Annotated in this window: 13 protein-coding genes; 10 read left to right on the top strand and 3 right to left on the bottom strand. The window is 43.5% G+C overall.

Annotated features, from left to right (window positions below; genetic code table 11):
• The first annotated feature begins 32 nt into the window (after nt 1-32).
• The 3 genes from DS742_RS20655 (at nt 33) to brnQ (ending at nt 3,603) form a co-directional block, all read left to right on the top strand.
• Nucleotides 33-1,022 carry an ATP-binding protein gene (locus DS742_RS20655; protein WP_117418849.1) on the top strand — a complete coding sequence of 330 codons (990 nt, stop codon included), beginning with the start codon at nt 33-35 and terminating at the stop codon, nt 1,020-1,022.
• Between the two features lie 72 nt (nt 1,023-1,094).
• Nucleotides 1,095-2,273, top strand: coding sequence for a ribose-phosphate pyrophosphokinase (locus DS742_RS20650; RefSeq protein ID WP_117418848.1), 1,179 nt, complete (start codon nt 1,095-1,097; stop codon nt 2,271-2,273).
• Nucleotides 2,274-2,286: 13 nt separating this feature from the next.
• A complete protein-coding gene (gene brnQ / locus DS742_RS20645) occupies nt 2,287-3,603 on the top strand; it encodes a branched-chain amino acid transport system II carrier protein (RefSeq protein WP_117418847.1) in 1,317 nt (438 codons plus the stop codon).
• A gap of 44 nt (nt 3,604-3,647) precedes the next feature.
• Here brnQ and DS742_RS20640 read toward each other — a convergent pair whose 3' ends face one another.
• The 3 genes from DS742_RS20640 to asnS all read right to left on the bottom strand — a co-directional run bounded on the left by DS742_RS20640 (nt 3,648) and on the right by asnS (nt 8,142).
• Nucleotides 3,648-5,510, bottom strand: coding sequence for an ATP-binding protein (locus DS742_RS20640; RefSeq protein ID WP_117418846.1), 1,863 nt, complete (start codon nt 5,508-5,510; stop codon nt 3,648-3,650).
• 3 nt (nt 5,511-5,513) lie between these two features.
• On the bottom strand, nt 5,514-6,584 hold the full coding sequence (locus DS742_RS20635; protein WP_117418864.1) for a metallophosphoesterase family protein: 1,071 nt from the start codon (nt 6,582-6,584) through the stop codon (nt 5,514-5,516).
• Nucleotides 6,585-6,750: 166 nt separating this feature from the next.
• Nucleotides 6,751-8,142, bottom strand: a complete 1,392-nt coding sequence (gene asnS / locus DS742_RS20630; RefSeq protein WP_117418845.1) for an asparagine--tRNA ligase — start codon at nt 8,140-8,142, stop codon at nt 6,751-6,753.
• A gap of 244 nt (nt 8,143-8,386) precedes the next feature.
• Here asnS and DS742_RS20625 point away from each other — a divergent pair, with 244 nt between their 5' ends.
• The 7 genes from DS742_RS20625 (at nt 8,387) to DS742_RS20595 (ending at nt 16,125) form a co-directional block, all read left to right on the top strand.
• Entirely contained in the window at nt 8,387-9,661 is a 1,275-nt protein-coding gene (locus tag DS742_RS20625) for a glucose-1-phosphate adenylyltransferase (protein ID WP_117418844.1), read from the top strand.
• Nucleotides 9,658-10,779, top strand: coding sequence for a glucose-1-phosphate adenylyltransferase subunit GlgD (gene glgD, locus DS742_RS20620; RefSeq protein ID WP_117418843.1), 1,122 nt, complete (start codon nt 9,658-9,660; stop codon nt 10,777-10,779). The genes DS742_RS20625 and glgD overlap by 4 nt, the downstream gene beginning before the upstream one ends.
• Nucleotides 10,780-10,805: 26 nt before the next feature.
• Entirely contained in the window at nt 10,806-11,093 is a 288-nt protein-coding gene (gene spoVG, locus DS742_RS20615; RefSeq protein ID WP_104439707.1) for a septation regulator SpoVG, read from the top strand.
• A 132-nt stretch (nt 11,094-11,225) separates the two neighbouring features.
• Nucleotides 11,226-12,212: a diaminopimelate dehydrogenase gene (locus DS742_RS20610; protein ID WP_117418842.1), complete on the top strand. Its 987-nt coding sequence runs from the start codon at nt 11,226-11,228 to the stop codon at nt 12,210-12,212.
• Nucleotides 12,213-12,230: 18 nt separating this feature from the next.
• The gene (locus DS742_RS20605; RefSeq protein ID WP_117418841.1) at nt 12,231-12,641 is read left to right on the top strand and encodes a DUF3783 domain-containing protein; all 411 of its coding nucleotides are present in this window, start codon (nt 12,231-12,233) and stop codon (nt 12,639-12,641) included.
• On the top strand, nt 12,638-14,371 hold the full coding sequence (locus DS742_RS20600; protein ID WP_117418840.1) for an ABC transporter ATP-binding protein: 1,734 nt from the start codon (nt 12,638-12,640) through the stop codon (nt 14,369-14,371). The genes DS742_RS20605 and DS742_RS20600 overlap by 4 nt, the downstream gene beginning before the upstream one ends.
• Nucleotides 14,368-16,125, top strand: a complete 1,758-nt coding sequence (locus DS742_RS20595) for an ABC transporter ATP-binding protein (protein ID WP_117418839.1) — start codon at nt 14,368-14,370, stop codon at nt 16,123-16,125. Before DS742_RS20600 ends, DS742_RS20595 begins: the two co-directional genes overlap by 4 nt.
• Nucleotides 16,126-16,152: the final 27 nt, after the last annotated feature.

Here is a 16,152-nt window from a genome sequence, read left to right as displayed (position 1 = left end):
CGGTAGATAACACAACAGGAACGGAGGTAGTTATGGCACTTAGCAATTCACAATATGATGCCATCATGCGGGCTTATGGGCAGCAGCAGTTAAAGAACCGGCATGAACAGGAAAAGCGGATTGCGCAAGTATATAATAAGATACCTGTGATAAAGGAACTTGATGATTCCATCAGCACGAGAGCGGTCGTCTGCGCCAGAAGGCTTTTGGACGGAGATAAGGAAGCCTTAAAAGAGCTGAGAGATGAAATTGCAGATCTGAGGGAGCAGAAGACGGTTCTTTTAAAGTCCTACGGGTATCCGGCGGATTTTATGGAGATGCAGTACTTATGTAAGGACTGTAAAGATACCGGGTATGCAGAGGGTGTTAAATGCCACTGCTTCCGTCAGTCAGAGATGAAGTATTTATACGCACAGTCTAATATTGAACAGATTATTGCAGTTGAGAATTTCGATACATTTTCCTATGAGTATTTTGATGATACCAGAGTAATTCCGGTTTTAAACAGGACAGTGAAACAGTATATGATGCAGGTTACGGATACCTGTAAAAATTTCATTAAAAATCTATCCAAAGATCATGGTAATCTGTTGTTTACAGGACCGACTGGAGTTGGGAAGACGTTTTTAACAAACTGTATTGCCAAAGAACTGATCGATAAATATTACTCCGTGATCTATTTATCTGCAAACGACCTCTTTGAAGTGTTTTCAAAAAACCGGTTTGATTATCAGGATGAAGATGATATGAAAGGAATGTATCAGTACATTCTGGACTGCGATCTTTTAATCATTGATGATCTGGGAACAGAGTTGAATAACAGCTTTACCTCTTCCGAACTTTTTTACTGCATTAATGAACGGCTTAATTCTTTAAAGTCCACGATTATTTCCACCAATCATCCGATTAACGAACTGAGAGACCGTTATACAGAGCGTGTAACCTCCAGGCTAATCAGCCGCTATACCGTGATTCCTCTCTACGGTGATGATATCAGGATCAGGAAAAAACTATCCGATTAACTTGACTATTTTCGCGCATAATGATATAAAAGAACCGTTGCATTGCATAAGGACACGTTGGAGGAGAAACAAATGCTTTACGAAGAGAAAACGATAGAAACCATTCCGGTTGGACCATTAGGCTTAATTCCTTTAAAAAGCTGCAAGGAACTGGGAGAAAAAGTGAATGATTACCTGGTAGCATGGAGACAGGATCGGGAAAGTGAACATAAATCTACCATCGCTTTTTCCGGTTATCAGAGAGATACTTACATCATTGGAGCCAGCACCCCCAGATTTGGAACCGGTGAGGCGAAAGGAACCCTGCAGCAGTCAGTGCGAGGCGACGACCTTTATATCATGGTTGACGTGTGCAACTATAGTCTGACCTGTTCTCTGTGCGGGATGACCAACCACATGTCCCCTGATGATCATTTTCAGGATTTAAAGCGTGTGATTGCAGCATCTGCAGGCAAACCAAGACGTATTAATGTGATCATGCCTTTCTTATATGAGAGCCGTCAGCATAAGCGTTCCAGAAGAGAATCACTTGACTGTGCTTTGGCACTTCGCGAGCTTGTGAATATGGGAGTGGAAAACATTATTACCTTTGATGCCCATGATCCCAGAGTGCAGAATGCCATTCCTTTAAAAGGCTTTGAGACTGTTCAGCCAATTTACCAGTTTATCAAATACTTATTAAAAGAAGAAAAGGAACTGGATATTGACAGCGAGCATATGATGGTAATCAGCCCGGACGAAGGCGGGATGGGACGTGCAGTATTCTTCGCCAATGTGCTGGGACTTGATATGGGTATGTTCTATAAGCGGCGTGATTATACCCAGATTATAAATGGACGCAATCCAATCGTTGCTCATGAATTCCTGGGAAGCAGTGTGGAGGGCAAAGATGTAATCATCGTTGATGACATGATCTCCTCTGGCGAAAGTATGCTTGATGTTGCAAAAGAGCTGAAGAGGAGAAAGGCCAGAAAAGTATTTGTATGCGCTACGTTCGGACTCTTTACCAATGGTCTTGCAAAGTTTGATGAATATTATGAAAATGGCCTTATCGACAGGATTTTAACCACCAATCTGGTATACCAGACACCGGATCTTCTGTCCAGACCTTATTATATCAATGTTGATATGAGCAAATACATTGCTCTTATAATTGACAATTTAAACCATGATGCTTCCCTGAGCGGCCTGCTCAATCCAACTACCAGAATCAACCGTCTGCTGGAGCGTTACCGCGCCGGAGACCGTTAATGGAGGGGGATCTATGGAGCGGTTAACAAAAGAAAAATTAGTTATAGCGGGGCTGACCGTATTCTCCATGTTTTTTGGGGCGGGAAATCTGATATTTCCACCCTTTTTAGGTGCCTCAGCAGGAACAGCTTCCTGGGTTGCAGTGGCAGGATTTGCTGTAACCGCAATTGGCTTTCCTGTGTTAGGAGTCGTCGCAGTAGCCCAGTCCGGCGGACTGGATAAGCTGGCGGGGCGGGTTCACCCGATGTTTGCATTTGTTTTTACCTTATTAATTTATTTATCCATCGGGCCATGCCTTGCCATTCCCAGAACTGCAAGTACGTCCTTTGAAATGGCAGTCGTTCCTTTTCTAAAGGAGGGGAGCTCAAGCGGGCTGATGCAGTTTTTGTACTCTGTGGTGTTTTTTTCCATTGCATTTGTGGTCGCTTTAAAACCTGATAAGCTGACAGACCGTCTGGGTAAGATTCTGACTCCTATACTTTTGGTTCTGATAGCAGTGATCTTTGCAGGTTGTATTATTCACCCGGCAGGGACCTATGGACAGCCTTCAGAAACATACCAGAAGACACCATTTATTAAAGGCTTTCTGGAAGGCTATATGACCATGGATACCATTGCAGCTTTAAATTTTGGTATTATTATATCGCTTAATATTAAAGCCATGGGCATAAAGAAAGAAGCAGATGTTGTACGGGAAACCATTCGGGCCGGTTTTTTTGCAGGGGGAATTCTTTTGCTGGTCTACAGTGCTTTAACTCATGTAGGTGCAGTGACGGGTGGCGCATTCGGAGTAACGGAGAACGGTGCTCAGACCTTAAATCAGGCGGTACAGTTTTTATATGGAAAAGCCGGTCTTGTTTTGCTTGCAGCTGTTTTTTTCATTGCATGCCTGAACACCTGCATCGGTCTGATCAGCTGCTGCAGCAAGTATTTCTGCACCATTATACCAAAGGTAGGATACCGGACGTGGGCTTTTTTATTCGCCCTGGTCAGTCTGATCATTTCCAATGCAGGACTTAATAAGATATTGGAAATATCAGTTCCGGTTTTAAATGCTCTTTATCCAATATCCATTGTACTGATTATACTTTCTTTCGCATTTCGCGATGGTAAACGCTGGAGAGCGGTCTATATCTGTACCATGGGATTAACCGGAATAACAGGAGTGCTTCTGGCATTGGAACAGGCAGGAGCCAGATTTTTACATGATTTGCTTATAAAGCTTCCGTTATATTCGGCCGGGCTTGGCTGGATTTGTCCTACAGTCTTTGGCATTGTAATCGGAGCTATAATCGGAATCATAATCAGGTCAGTTAAAACCCGTGATTAATATAAAATCCCTGAGAGAGATTAAAACCTCTTTCAGGGATTTTCTTATATTTCGATTAAATGATAAGGCATTAAGTTGGCAGTCATCATCTGCGCCTCCCTCTGGTGGCAGGTGAAAATAATAATCTGATTGGTATAAGTAGCTGACAGCCATTTTAAACCGGTCTTAAGTCTGTCGTCATCATAAAGGACAAAGCTGTCATCGAAAATAAACGGCATCTTCTCATCACCTGTCTGAATTAAGGTAGCAGCAGCCAGACGAAGAGCCAGGTAAACCTGGTCCATGGTTCCGCTGCTGACCTGCTCTAAAGGCACCAGCTTTGTTTTGGTATTTAAGAAGATATTAAGGTTCTCATCTACGCTCATGCTGGTGTAGATCCCGCCTGTGATTCCGGCTATTAAATCAGAAGCTGACTTATTTAAGTAAAGTCCGAAAGAGTCCCGTATGGATGAAGATAAGTTGGTCATGGTCTCCAGTGCTAAGTCTACTGCAGAGATTTCCTCCCGTATACGGTCATTTTCAGCAAGAATGTGCTTCAGCCCTTCCGCCTGAGTCTTACAGCCGGAAAGATGATCCAGCTTTTTTTCCAGCTCCCACTGGCTTTTTTGCTGTATTTCAATGGTTACTCCGCAGCCTTCCAGCTTTTTATTCAGCTCTTCGATTTCAGCAGCTTTCTGACTGATGGCAGCTTCTGATTTGGAGACAGCAGAACAGAGCCGGGTAAATTCTGCCATGCGGTTCTGAAACGCCTGTATGGAATCCGGGGAAATGTCTGTATCCCCTAGGTGCCTGGACAGGATTTCCTGAAGTATCTTGCCGCTCATTTCCATATCCTTCAGGTGATGGCGAAGTCTTAGAAAAAGGATTAAGCCGATCAAATAGAAAATAAGAGCGCTGCTTACGAAAATACTTAGAAGCAGAATGAGATCAACTCCATAATACGCGGAGAAATAGTTAGATTCCCCCATATAGTAAATAATACCGGTGCTGCAAAGCAAAAGTGTTGCAATAATTAATGAAATTGCGGAAGCAATCTTTCTCGGCTTCCGGTTACAGGCTGCCTGGGCCTCCATGTAATCATCATAATGTTCCTTTGCCTTCTGGGAATAGGATTGAATGGATTCGTGGTCGGTAAACTGGTTGCTTGTGAGAACCTGACGTCCTCTTGCCACTTTTTTAATCAGCTCTTCCTTTTCTGCCTGCCGTTCTTCCAAATCAGTTTTCATATCCACGCGGAGCTTCTGATAGGTTTGAATCTGGTTTTCATACTCAGGGGCTGAAATCTCCTTTTCAATATTGCGGATTTCACTTAATAACGAGGTATAGGTGCGTGCTGCTTCCGGCACCATCTGGGCCTCCAGCTCTTTTCTCTGGGACTTTAAGCAGGCGGCGGCTTTGGTGATGTTAAGTGCGAGATTGCCCGTTGTATTTAAGTTAGCAATATAGTTTTTCAGCTCTGTTACCATGCCTTCGTCAGTAGCACTTTTTAACTGGCCGATGCTGATGGTGTTGATGTAGGAGGTTTCGCTTAAACCGCACAGGAGATCATCTAAAAACGCTTTCGTGGGCTCGATTTCCCGTCCTGCAGTTTCATCTACCACCTTAAATTCTTTTTTGTTCTTTTGAAAGGTACGCTCGATCCGGTAGATATGTTCCTTATGTTCTACCCGGATCTGGCCTTCGTAGGTTCCGCTGTTTTCCCATGGCTCAAAACGGGAGTAGAGATCATTTCTGGATGCTCTGCCTCTTTGCCGTTCGATTCCAAAGAGCATGCTGCGGATAAAAGTATGAATTGTGGATTTTCCAGCCTCATTTTTTCCATAAACAATGTTGATACCATCATGGAATGTCAAATTCCTGCCATGGAATTTCCCAAATCCATTGATGTAGATGTCCAGTATTTTCATGGGTCAGCTCCTTTCATCCGTAGTACGAAGCAAAGCATTGATTCCGTAATAAAGCGCTTTTTTTTCTACCCCGCTCATCTCAGGCTTCTGAAGTGCCTGAATGAAGAAGCCGATCATGTCACTTGGGTGTTCGGCAAAGAGAGCGGAGAAATTATACTGTGGTTCCGACTCGTCTATAATTTCCAGAATTTTAAAGCGGGCAGAAAGCATATCCAAATCAAACGTAATATCAGGATCTCTCATGCCCCGTATGCGGAACCGGTAAATATTCTCACCGCCCCGGTTCTGAATTTCCTGGGTAATTTTCATGGCAAGTTCTGTATTGGTAGTGGCAGGGGTAACATTGACTGCAAGAGAGATGTACTGAAGCCTTGCGAGAGGAATGAATTTTAATGAAGTTACCATACGGGTCACCTCATTGATCTCTCCTACCATCATACCGTGAGGACCAGATTCTGTTTTGTCCAGAGGCTCCAGAGAACCGGCAAATGCCATACGGTTTTCAATAAGTATCTCAGGGCGGTGAATGTGTCCCATGGCGATGTAGGAAAAGTCCAGACTTGACATGGCGCCTTTATCAAAGGGGATATGATTGGCATCTCCTCCGTGACCTAAAAGGACGTGAATTCTTCCGTTGTTAGGAACCTTCAAATGGTCAAGGCGGTTTTCCGGTATCTCAACGGAGTGATAGCTGAAGCCATAGACCTCGGTATTGATCTCCTTAAAATAAACGCTTTCCAGTTCTTCTCCCATGATATAAGTTACGTTTGGGGCCCAGGTAAAGCTTAATAGGGCGGAGTTATTACGGATCCGGTCATGATTTCCCGCAATAATGACCACACGCACTCCCGGAATGGTTGAAAATAAATAATTAACCTCTTTTAAATCTCTGGCAAGGGGCTGGCGGTGAAAAAGATCACCGGAAATAAAAAGACAGTCAGCTTCCAGAGTCTTAGCCTGGTTTACGGCCTTTGAAAAGGTGTCCTTTATATCCTGGAAACGTTCCCGGCTCCAGGGTTTATCGCTGTCAGGGCTCATGCCCCAGTGAACATCTGCAATATGTATGAATTTCATCGTCAATACCTCGCTGGTACAGCACTGCATGTAGGAATCTGATGCCTGCTGTACGTATTCCTCTTTCATAGACTTGGAACCACATATAAAAGAAATTTGTAACTCCCTTCATACATGGTTCCCGTATAAAGAGGCTGTCTGATTTATTGGCAGCAGCCTCAGCGGCTTATAATTCGCAGTTGTTAACGGTTCTTGGGAATGGAACGACGTCGCGGATATTGGCCATGCCGGTTAAATACATGACGCATCGTTCAAATCCAAGTCCGAATCCCGCATGACGGGTAGAACCGTATTTTCTTAAGTCAAGGTAGAAATCATAATCTTCTTTCTTAAGTCCCAGCTCATCCATACGCGCGGTAAGCTTGTCTAAGTTATCTTCTCTCTGGCTTCCGCCTATAATCTCACCGATTCCTGGAACCAGGCAGTCAACAGCGGCAACGGTTTTGTTATCCGGGTTCATCTTCATGTAAAATGCCTTGATTTCCTTTGGATAATCAGTGACAAATACCGGTTTTTTAAAGAGCTGTTCTGTTAAATAACGTTCATGCTCTGTCTGTAAGTCACAGCCCCAGAATACTTTATAATCAAATTCTTCATTGTGCTTCTCTAAAAGCTCAACCGCTTCCGTATAAGTCACATGTGCGAATTCAGAATTCAGTACATGGTTCAGTCTGTCTAACAGTTCCTTATCCACAAACTGGTTAAAGAAGTTCATCTCTTCCGGAGCATGCTCAAGAACGTAACGGATCACATATTTCAGCATGGATTCTGCAAGTTCCATATCATCCTGCAGGTCAGCAAATGCCATCTCAGGCTCAATCATCCAGAATTCAGCAGCGTGCCTGGTAGTATTGGAGTTTTCGGCACGGAATGTAGGACCAAAGGTATATACATTTCTGAAAGCCATTGCATAGGTCTCGGCATTCAGCTGTCCGCTTACGGTTAAGTTGGTAGGTTTTCCGAAGAAATCCTGGGTAAAGTCCACAGCGCCCCCCTGAGTCATCGGAATATTTTTTAAATCCATGGTTGTAACCTGGAACATCTCTCCCGCGCCTTCACAGTCACTTCCTGTGATGAGCGGGGTGTGCACATAGACAAAATCCCGCTCCTGGAAGAACTGATGGATGGCATAGGCAATCAGAGAACGCACCCGGAAAACTGCCTGAAACGTATTCGTTCTGGGACGCAGATGAGAGATGGTTCTTAAATATTCAAAGGAATGACGCTTTTTCTGAAGAGGATAGTCTGGAGCAGAGGCACCTTCAATGTCGATTTTTGCGGCCTGTATCTCAAAAGGCTGTTTGGCTTCCGGTGTCGGAACCAGGGTACCTGTGACGATAATTGCAGCACCTACGTTTAGCTTTGATATATCTGAAAAGTTCACCATTGTGTCGTGATATACAATCTGAAGAGTATCAAAATAGCTTCCGTCATTTAACACAATGAAACCGAAGGTTTTGGAATCCCTTAAGCTTCTCACCCAGCCTCCGATTGTAACTTCCTTATTAAGAAATGAATCTTTATCTCTATATATTTGTCTTACTGTGGTTAAATCCATAATAGCTTCTCCTTTTACATGTTCGCATACTTAATAAGATTATACTGTATTTTCAGCCTCGATTCAAGGGGGAGAGGAGCAAAAACGCCGGATAAATGCTAAAATGTAAAAGAAATGACAAAAGCATGAAAAATGTCGGAAAATGCACAAAAAATTATCACAATAATTCAAAAATTTGTTCACTATTTTACGAATGTGTGGTATAATGCTAGTACAATAAATATCAACAGCAAGAGGTGATAACGTGATTAAAAAAGAGATGATTGCCATGCTTCTTGCGGGCGGTCAGGGCAGCCGTTTGGGTGTTCTGACGCAGAAGGTGGCAAAACCCGCAGTATCATTTGGCGGAAAATACCGTATCATCGATTTTCCGCTCAGCAATTGCATCAATTCAGGAGTCGATACAGTAGGGGTCCTGACTCAGTATCAGCCATTGCGTTTAAACACTCATATCGGGATAGGTATCCCGTGGGATTTAGACCGTAACGTTGGCGGTGTCACGATTCTGCCTCCCTATGAAAGAAGCAAAGGGAGTGACTGGTATACCGGTACAGCCAATGCCATCTATCAGAACCTGGAGTATATGGAAACGTATAATCCGGATTACGTTCTTATCCTTTCAGGGGATCATATTTATAAGATGGATTATGAAGTTATGCTGGAGTATCACAAAGCAAATAATGCTGATATCACTATTGCTGCCATGCCGGTCCCTATTGAAGAGGCCAGCCGGTTTGGAATTCTGATAACCGATGAGAATAACCGGATTACAGAATTCGAGGAAAAACCCGCAAATCCCAGAAGCAATCTTGCTTCCATGGGTATCTACATATTCAGCTGGAAGGTCTTAAAGGAAGCTTTAATCCGCATGTCGGATGTTCCTGGCTGTGACTTTGGCAAACATATTATTCCTTATTGCTTCGAATCAGGAAACAGGGTGTTTGCTTACGAGTATAACGGCTACTGGAAGGATGTAGGTACCTTAAGTTCTTACTGGGAAGCAAATATGGAGCTGATTGATATCATTCCTGAGTTTAATCTTTACGAAGAGTACTGGAAGATTTATACGAAGAGTGATATTATACCGCCCCAGTATGTAGCAGAAGAGGCTGTCATTGACCGTAGCATCATCGGAGAGGGAACTGAGATCTGGGGAGAAGTTCATAACTCTGTCATCGGTGCCGGTGTAGTAATCAAATCAGGAGCTGTAATCGAAGATTCCATTATCATGAGAGAATGTGTGATAGGGGAAAACACCAGGATCAATAAAGCAATCATCGCTGAGAATGTTATTATCGGAGCGGATTGTGAGCTGGGAGCAGGTGATTTTGCGCCAAGCAAGTATGATCCAAAAGTCTATCAGTTTGATCTGGTGACTATCGGAGAAAATTCCGTCATACCAGATAAAGTAAAGGTGGGAAAGAACACAGCAATTGTTGGAGAGACCAGGCCGGAAGATTATCCTGATGGGGAGTTGACAGGCGGTGACTACATCATAAAGGCAGGTGGTATGAGATGAGGGCCATAGGAATTGTATTAGCAGGCGGAAACAGCAAAAGAATGAGGGAATTATCCAATAAAAGGGCCATTGCCGCTATGCCCATTGCAGGGAACTACCGCAGCATTGATTTTGCACTAAGCAACATGACAAACTCCCATATACAGAATGTGGCGGTGCTTACCCAGTATAATTCCAGATCTCTTCATCTGCATTTAAGTTCGTCAAAGTGGTGGGATTTCGGAAGAAAGCAGGGAGGCTTGTATGTATTTACTCCCACCATTACAGCAGAAAGCAGCGACTGGTACAGGGGAACTGCCGATGCCCTTTATCAGAATCTGATATTCTTAAAAAACAGCCATGAGCCATATGTGGTTATCGCTGCAGGGGATGGAATCTATAAGCTGGATTATGGAAAAGTTCTGGAATATCATATTGAAAAGAAGGCTGATATTACCGTTGTCTGTACGGAACTTCCGGCAGGGGAAGATACGACCCGTTTCGGAATTGTGAAAACCAATGACGATGGGAGAATTACAGATTTTGAGGAGAAACCTATGATTGCCTCCTCCAATACGGTTTCCTGTGGTATCTATGTGATCCGCAGACGCCAGCTTATTGAGTTAATTGAGCGGTGTGCCATGGAAGACCGGTATGATTTCGTTAGTGACATTCTCGTCCGCTATCGGAATCTGAAAAGAATCTATGCTTACCGTATGAATACATACTGGAGAAACATTGCTTCTGTGGAGTCCTATTATAAAACCAATATGGACTTTTTAAAACCAGAGGTCAGGGATTATTTCTTCCGGCAGTATCCGGATGTTTATTCTAAAATTGACGACCTGCCACCAGCTAAGTACAACCCTGGAGCATCTGTGAAAAACAGTCTGATATCCAGCGGAAGTATTGTCAATGGAGTAGTAGAAAACTCCGTATTATTTAAAAAAGCATACATCGGTAACAACTGTGTCATCAGGAATTCCATCATTTTAAATGATGTTTATATAGGAGACAATACGGTAATAGAAAACTGTATCGTGGAAAGCCGGGATACAATCCGGGCCAATACTACCTATATAGGAACGCCAGACAATGTAAAAATTGTCATAGAAAAAAACGAAAGATACACATTATAGGAAATGTGACGGGAAGGGGCTTTAACATGCAGATTACAGACGTAAGAGTTAGACGCATCGAAAAAGAGGGTAAGATGAAAGCAATTGTATCCATAACACTGGACAATGAATTTGTGATTCATGATATTAAGGTAATTGAAGGAGAGAAAGGCCTGTTTATTGCCATGCCAAGCCGCAAGGCTGCAGACGGGGAATACCGGGATATTGCACATCCTATTAATTCCGGAACCCGGGATATGATCCAGAGAGTAATTTTGGATAAGTATGAGACAACCGCGCTTGAGATGCCGGAGGTTGCAGCAGCATTTGCTTAAGTAACTTAGAATTTTTAAACCGCAGACCGTTTATCCGGCTGCGGTTTTTTCTATAAATGCGATACAGGATTTACACCGGACTTCCTGTAAACTATAATAGAAAGTAAGAATTTTTGGAAAGGCAGATTAATTATGACTATAAAAATAGGAATTTTAGGCTACGGAAATCTTGGGAAAGGAGTGGAAAGCGCCATCCTTCATAATCCGGATATGGAGCTTTGTGCAGTGTTTACCAGGAGAGATCCGGAATCAATCAGTCTTCTTACACCGGAGGTAAGGGTTTATCCGGTTGAAGAGGCCGTTTCAATGAAAGATGCTGTTGACGTGCTGATTCTCTGCGGAGGAAGTGCACTGGATCTTCCGAAGCAGACGCCCCGGTTTGCCAGATATTTTAATGTGGTAGACAGCTTTGACACTCATGCAAAGATTCAGGAACATTATGAAAAGGCAGACGCAGAAGCCAGAAAGGGAAATAAAGTAAGTATCATATCCGTGGGCTGGGATCCCGGTATGTTTTCTTTAAACCGCCTGTATGCGGGTGCCATATTACCAGGCGGACATGATTATACATTCTGGGGTAAAGGAGTAAGCCAGGGACATTCAGATGCCATAAGAAAGATTGAAGGAGTAAAAGATGCCAGACAGTATACCATTCCTGTAAAAGAGGCTTTGGAGGCAGTCCGGAGTGGGGTTAATCCAAAGTTTACCACCAGGCAAAAGCATACCCGGGAGTGCTTTGTGATATTAGAAGAAGGCGCAGATCAGGAAAAAATAAGGGAAGAGATTGTGACCATGCCCAATTATTTTGCAGATTACGATACAGAGGTTCACTTTATCAGTGAAGAAGAGCTTATGCGGGACCACAAGGGGATTCCACATGGTGGATCTGTTATAAGAACCGGAACAACAGGGTGGAACGATGAGAACAGTCATGTGATTGAATACAGCCTCAAGCTGGATTCTAACCCTGAATTTACCGCATCTGTGCTTATTGCCTATGCGAGGGCTGCGTATCGTTTAAATAATGAGGGGATAAGCGGCTGTAAAACCGTATTTGATATCGCGCCATCCTATTTAAGCATGTTAGACGGCGAAGAACTTCGCAGACAATTGTTATAGACAGCAGGAGGAATTGATATGTCAGTAAAGAAGGAAATGGTATTATACTTTTGCCCGGAAAAGGACAGTCAGAAAGGGAATGATACCAGGACTGCCAGGTTAAAGGCAGTTCTCGTTCGAATGGGAATCCGTATTAAGAATATTTCTCCGGATCAGACGGACCAGACGATAGGATATCTGGCAGGACTGGACGGATTCGGGGAACAAACCGCGGGTGAATGTCCGGTTGTGGAAGAAGAGGTTCTGATTATGAAGAATTTCTCCAGCAGGAGGATTGATGAACTTCTGATGAACCTAAAGCGGTCAGGGGTATCAAAAATAGCCTTAAAGGCCGTGATAACAGATACCAACTCAAAATGGAGTTTTTATGAATTGTATCAGGAATTAAAAAAAGAGCATGAGACCATGTCTGGTAAAGAAGAGTCATGAAACGAATTATTACGTACTATTTAAAGCCCTATTATCTACGGATGACAGTGGGCTTTTTCATTAAATTTTCTGGAACACTAATGGATCTCTTTCTTCCCTGGACCCTGGCCCGCATGATTGATGTGGTAATTCCGTCAGGAAAGAAAGAAGAGATCTTTTTATGGGGAATATTCATGTTTGTATGTTCTGTGCTGGCTGTTACATTAAGTATTATTGCAAACCGCATGGCAGCGAGAGTGGCAAGTGACTCGATATTTACCATCCGTGAAGATTTATTCCGGAAAGTGATGGTTCTTTCAAACCGGCAGGCAGATGAGATAACCAGACCTTCCCTGATCTCCAGGCTTACCAGTGATACTTATCATGTTCATCAGATGATTGGGAGAATTCAGAGGCTTGGAGTCCGGGCGCCTATTTTACTGGTGGGCGGGATTATTATGACGCTTTTACTGGATCCGGCTCTGGCCTGCATTCTTTTAGCTGTTCTTCCCCTTCTTACAGTTGTGGTTATTACTGTTTCAGGAAAAAGTATACCGCTTTTTACCCAGCTGCAGGAAAACATGGATGGATTTGTAAGGCTTATTCGGGAAGATATAGCCGGAATACGTGTGATTAAAGCACTTTCGAAAGAGGACTATGAACGAAACCGGTTTGATAAAAGTAATCGTGATGTGGTGGACTGGGAAAAACGTGCAACCATCACAACAGCCATAACCAACCCCGCCATGAACTTATTTCTTAATATGGGTCTGGTGTGCGTGGTGGTTGCAGGGGCATACCGGGTTAATGAGGGGCTGTCCAAAGTGGGTACCATACTGGCATTTATGACTTACTTTACAATTATTTTAAACGCATTGATGTCTATTTCCAGGATGTTCGTTATTGTATCAAAGGCAGCAGCGTCTGCGGATCGGATCGACAGGGTCCTGGAAAGTGAGGATGAGACGTCTTTTCAGTTCGTTCCTGTTTTAGAAGAGGAGAAAAAAGAAGACTCATTACTGGAATTTGACCATATTTCCTTCTCCTATGACGGTACCGGGAATCATTTAAGAGACATCACTTTCCAACTGGGAAAAGGAGAAACGCTTGGTATTATAGGAGCAACCGGTTCTGGGAAATCTACAGTGGTTAATCTGCTTATGAGGTATTATGATCCGGATGAGGGCGTTATTCGCATGAATGGACGGGATATCCGAACCATGAATCTTAAGGAATTAAGGTCCAGGTTTGGAACGGTTTTTCAAAATGATGTGATATTTGAAGAATCCATATTGGAAAATATCCGAATGGGAAGAAACATTTCTGAGCAGGAGGCAGTTGTGGCAGCAGGATTTGCAAGGGCACTTGATTTTATCGGTGAAAAAGGAGGGATTTTAGAATCGTTAAATATCCGCGGTGCAAATTTAAGCGGAGGCCAGAAGCAGAGAATCCTGATAGCCAGGGCTCTTGCCGCCCATCCTGAAATTCTGATACTTGATGATTCTTCCAGTGCTCTGGACTATAAAACGGATTCTCTGTTAAGAAAAGAATTAAGGGAGAATTTTTCCCATACTACCTGCATACTCATCGCCCAGAGAGTGAGTTCTGTTATGAACTTAAATCAGATTATGGTGCTGGAGGAAGGTGCTGCTATTGGTATGGGAACTCATGAGGAATTGATGAAAACCTGTGAAGGCTACCGGGAGATTGTTATTTCCCAGATGGGAGCGGAAAGGGGAGAAAACGGATGAAGGACTTACGGAAAAGCATAATAAAACGCCTGATGCCTTATCTTATGAAGTACTGGTTTCTGCTCCTTCTTGCTTTTGCCATGACAATCGGCAGCAACCTGCTTGCACTGCTGGGACCGCTGCTTTCCGGCTACGCTGTTGATGCCATAGAACCTGGAAAAGGGCTGGTAAATTTCCAGCGCGTGTTTCAATATGCAGGCCTTATGGCAGTGTTCTATCTGGCCTCCTCCGTTCTGTCTTATCTTCTGTCGGTATTGATGATCACCATCAGCCGGAAGGTTGTATATGAGATGCGTAAGGATGTGTTTGACCGGATGCTCAGCCTGCCTGCCGGATATTATGACACCCACCAGACCGGAGATATTATAAGCCGGATATCTTATGATATCGATATGGTGAATGAATCGCTTTCCAGTGATTTAATCCAGATTCTTACCACTTTGGTGACGGTTGTGGGAGCTCTTTATATGATGGTCATTATCTCCCCCAGACTGGTGCTGGTATTCGTAATAACGGTGCCCTTATCAGGTCTGATGACCAGATTTATCACAAGCCGCACAAGACCTTTGTTCCGGGCGCGGTCGAAAAGCCTTGGAGCCCTCAATGGCTTCGTGGAAGAGAAGGTGACTGGGCAGAAGACCATTAAAGCCTATTGTGAGGAAGAGGAAGTAATCAGTAAATTCTCCATCCGCAACAGAGAGGCAGTGGAAAGCTACTACAAATCAGAATATTACGGAAGCATGACAGGTCCAATGGTAAATTTCATCAACAACTTATCCCTGACCTTAATCAGCATATTCGGGGCGTTCTTTTATCTGACCGGGTCCATGACAGTGGGACAGATTTCATCATTTGTTCTTTATTCAAGAAAGTTTTCCGGTCCCATCAATGAAGCGGCAAATATCATGAATGACCTTCAGTCTGCTCTTGCTGCAGCAGAGAGGGTGTTTAAGCTTATGGATGAAATTCCGGAGAAGGAAGACAGTACAGATGCGGTAGTGCTTTCTGACTTAAATCACCCGGTCGTAGGCTGTGTGGAGTTTTCTCATGTGAATTTCGGATATGAACCTGGGAAACCCATACTGCAGGATTTATCCTTAAAGGCGGATCCTGGAAAGTTGATTGCAATTGTGGGTCCAACAGGAGCAGGTAAAACAACAATCATAAATCTTCTGATGCGTTTCTATGACGTGAATAAAGGCAGGATTCTGATTGATGGGCTGGATATAAGAGCTGTGACAAGGGAGAGTCTTAGAAAGGCCTTTTCCATGGTATTACAGGAAACCTGGCTTTTTCAGGGAACAATCTATGAAAATCTGGCTTATGGGAAAGAAGGCGCAACTTTGGAGGAAGTGATGGAAGCGGCAAAGGCTGCGCGGATACATTCTTTTATTGAACAGCTGCCAAATGGTTATGATACTGTCTTAAAAGAAGATGGAACTAATATTTCTAAGGGACAAAAGCAGCTTTTAACTATTGCAAGAGCCATGCTCCTGGACTCCAAAATACTGATTCTGGACGAAGCAACCTCCAATGTGGATACAAGAACGGAAATTCGTATCCAGCAGGCCATGCGCCGCCTGATGGCAGGGAAAACCTGTTTTGTGATTGCACACCGTCTTTCTACCATTCAGAATGCGGATTTAATAGCGGTTATATATCAGGGTGAAGTTGCGGAACAGGGAACTCATCAGAGTCTGATGGAAAAACGGGGCAGATATTATGAAATGGTTATGGCACAATATGATTCATAAAAAGGGAACGGACGGATTAAGGTCTGT

Origin of the sequence: Lacrimispora amygdalina (assembly GCF_003432035.1) — a bacterium.
Lineage (GTDB): Bacteria > Bacillota > Clostridia > Lachnospirales > Lachnospiraceae > Lacrimispora > Lacrimispora amygdalina.
The sequence above is the reverse complement of the archived record's forward strand: the minus strand, read 5'-3'. Positions and strand labels throughout refer to the sequence as shown.

Bases quoted from the DNA above. Each gene is read 5' to 3' on its own strand.
- DS742_RS20655 (WP_117418849.1), top strand. From the start codon at position 33: ATGGCACTTAGCAATTCACAATATGATGCCATCATGCGGGCTTATGGG.
- DS742_RS20650 (WP_117418848.1), top strand. From the start codon at position 1,095: ATGCTTTACGAAGAGAAAACGATAGAAACCATTCCGGTTGGACCATTA.
- brnQ (WP_117418847.1), top strand. From the start codon at position 2,287: ATGGAGCGGTTAACAAAAGAAAAATTAGTTATAGCGGGGCTGACCGTA.
- DS742_RS20640 (WP_117418846.1), bottom strand. From the start codon at position 5,510: ATGAAAATACTGGACATCTACATCAATGGATTTGGGAAATTCCATGGC.
- DS742_RS20635 (WP_117418864.1), bottom strand. From the start codon at position 6,584: ATGAAATTCATACATATTGCAGATGTTCACTGGGGCATGAGCCCTGAC.
- asnS (WP_117418845.1), bottom strand. From the start codon at position 8,142: ATGGATTTAACCACAGTAAGACAAATATATAGAGATAAAGATTCATTT.
- glgD (WP_117418843.1), top strand. From the start codon at position 9,658: ATGAGGGCCATAGGAATTGTATTAGCAGGCGGAAACAGCAAAAGAATG.
- spoVG (WP_104439707.1), top strand. From the start codon at position 10,806: ATGCAGATTACAGACGTAAGAGTTAGACGCATCGAAAAAGAGGGTAAG.
- DS742_RS20610 (WP_117418842.1), top strand. From the start codon at position 11,226: ATGACTATAAAAATAGGAATTTTAGGCTACGGAAATCTTGGGAAAGGA.
- DS742_RS20605 (WP_117418841.1), top strand. From the start codon at position 12,231: ATGTCAGTAAAGAAGGAAATGGTATTATACTTTTGCCCGGAAAAGGAC.
- DS742_RS20600 (WP_117418840.1), top strand. From the start codon at position 12,638: ATGAAACGAATTATTACGTACTATTTAAAGCCCTATTATCTACGGATG.
- DS742_RS20595 (WP_117418839.1), top strand. From the start codon at position 14,368: ATGAAGGACTTACGGAAAAGCATAATAAAACGCCTGATGCCTTATCTT.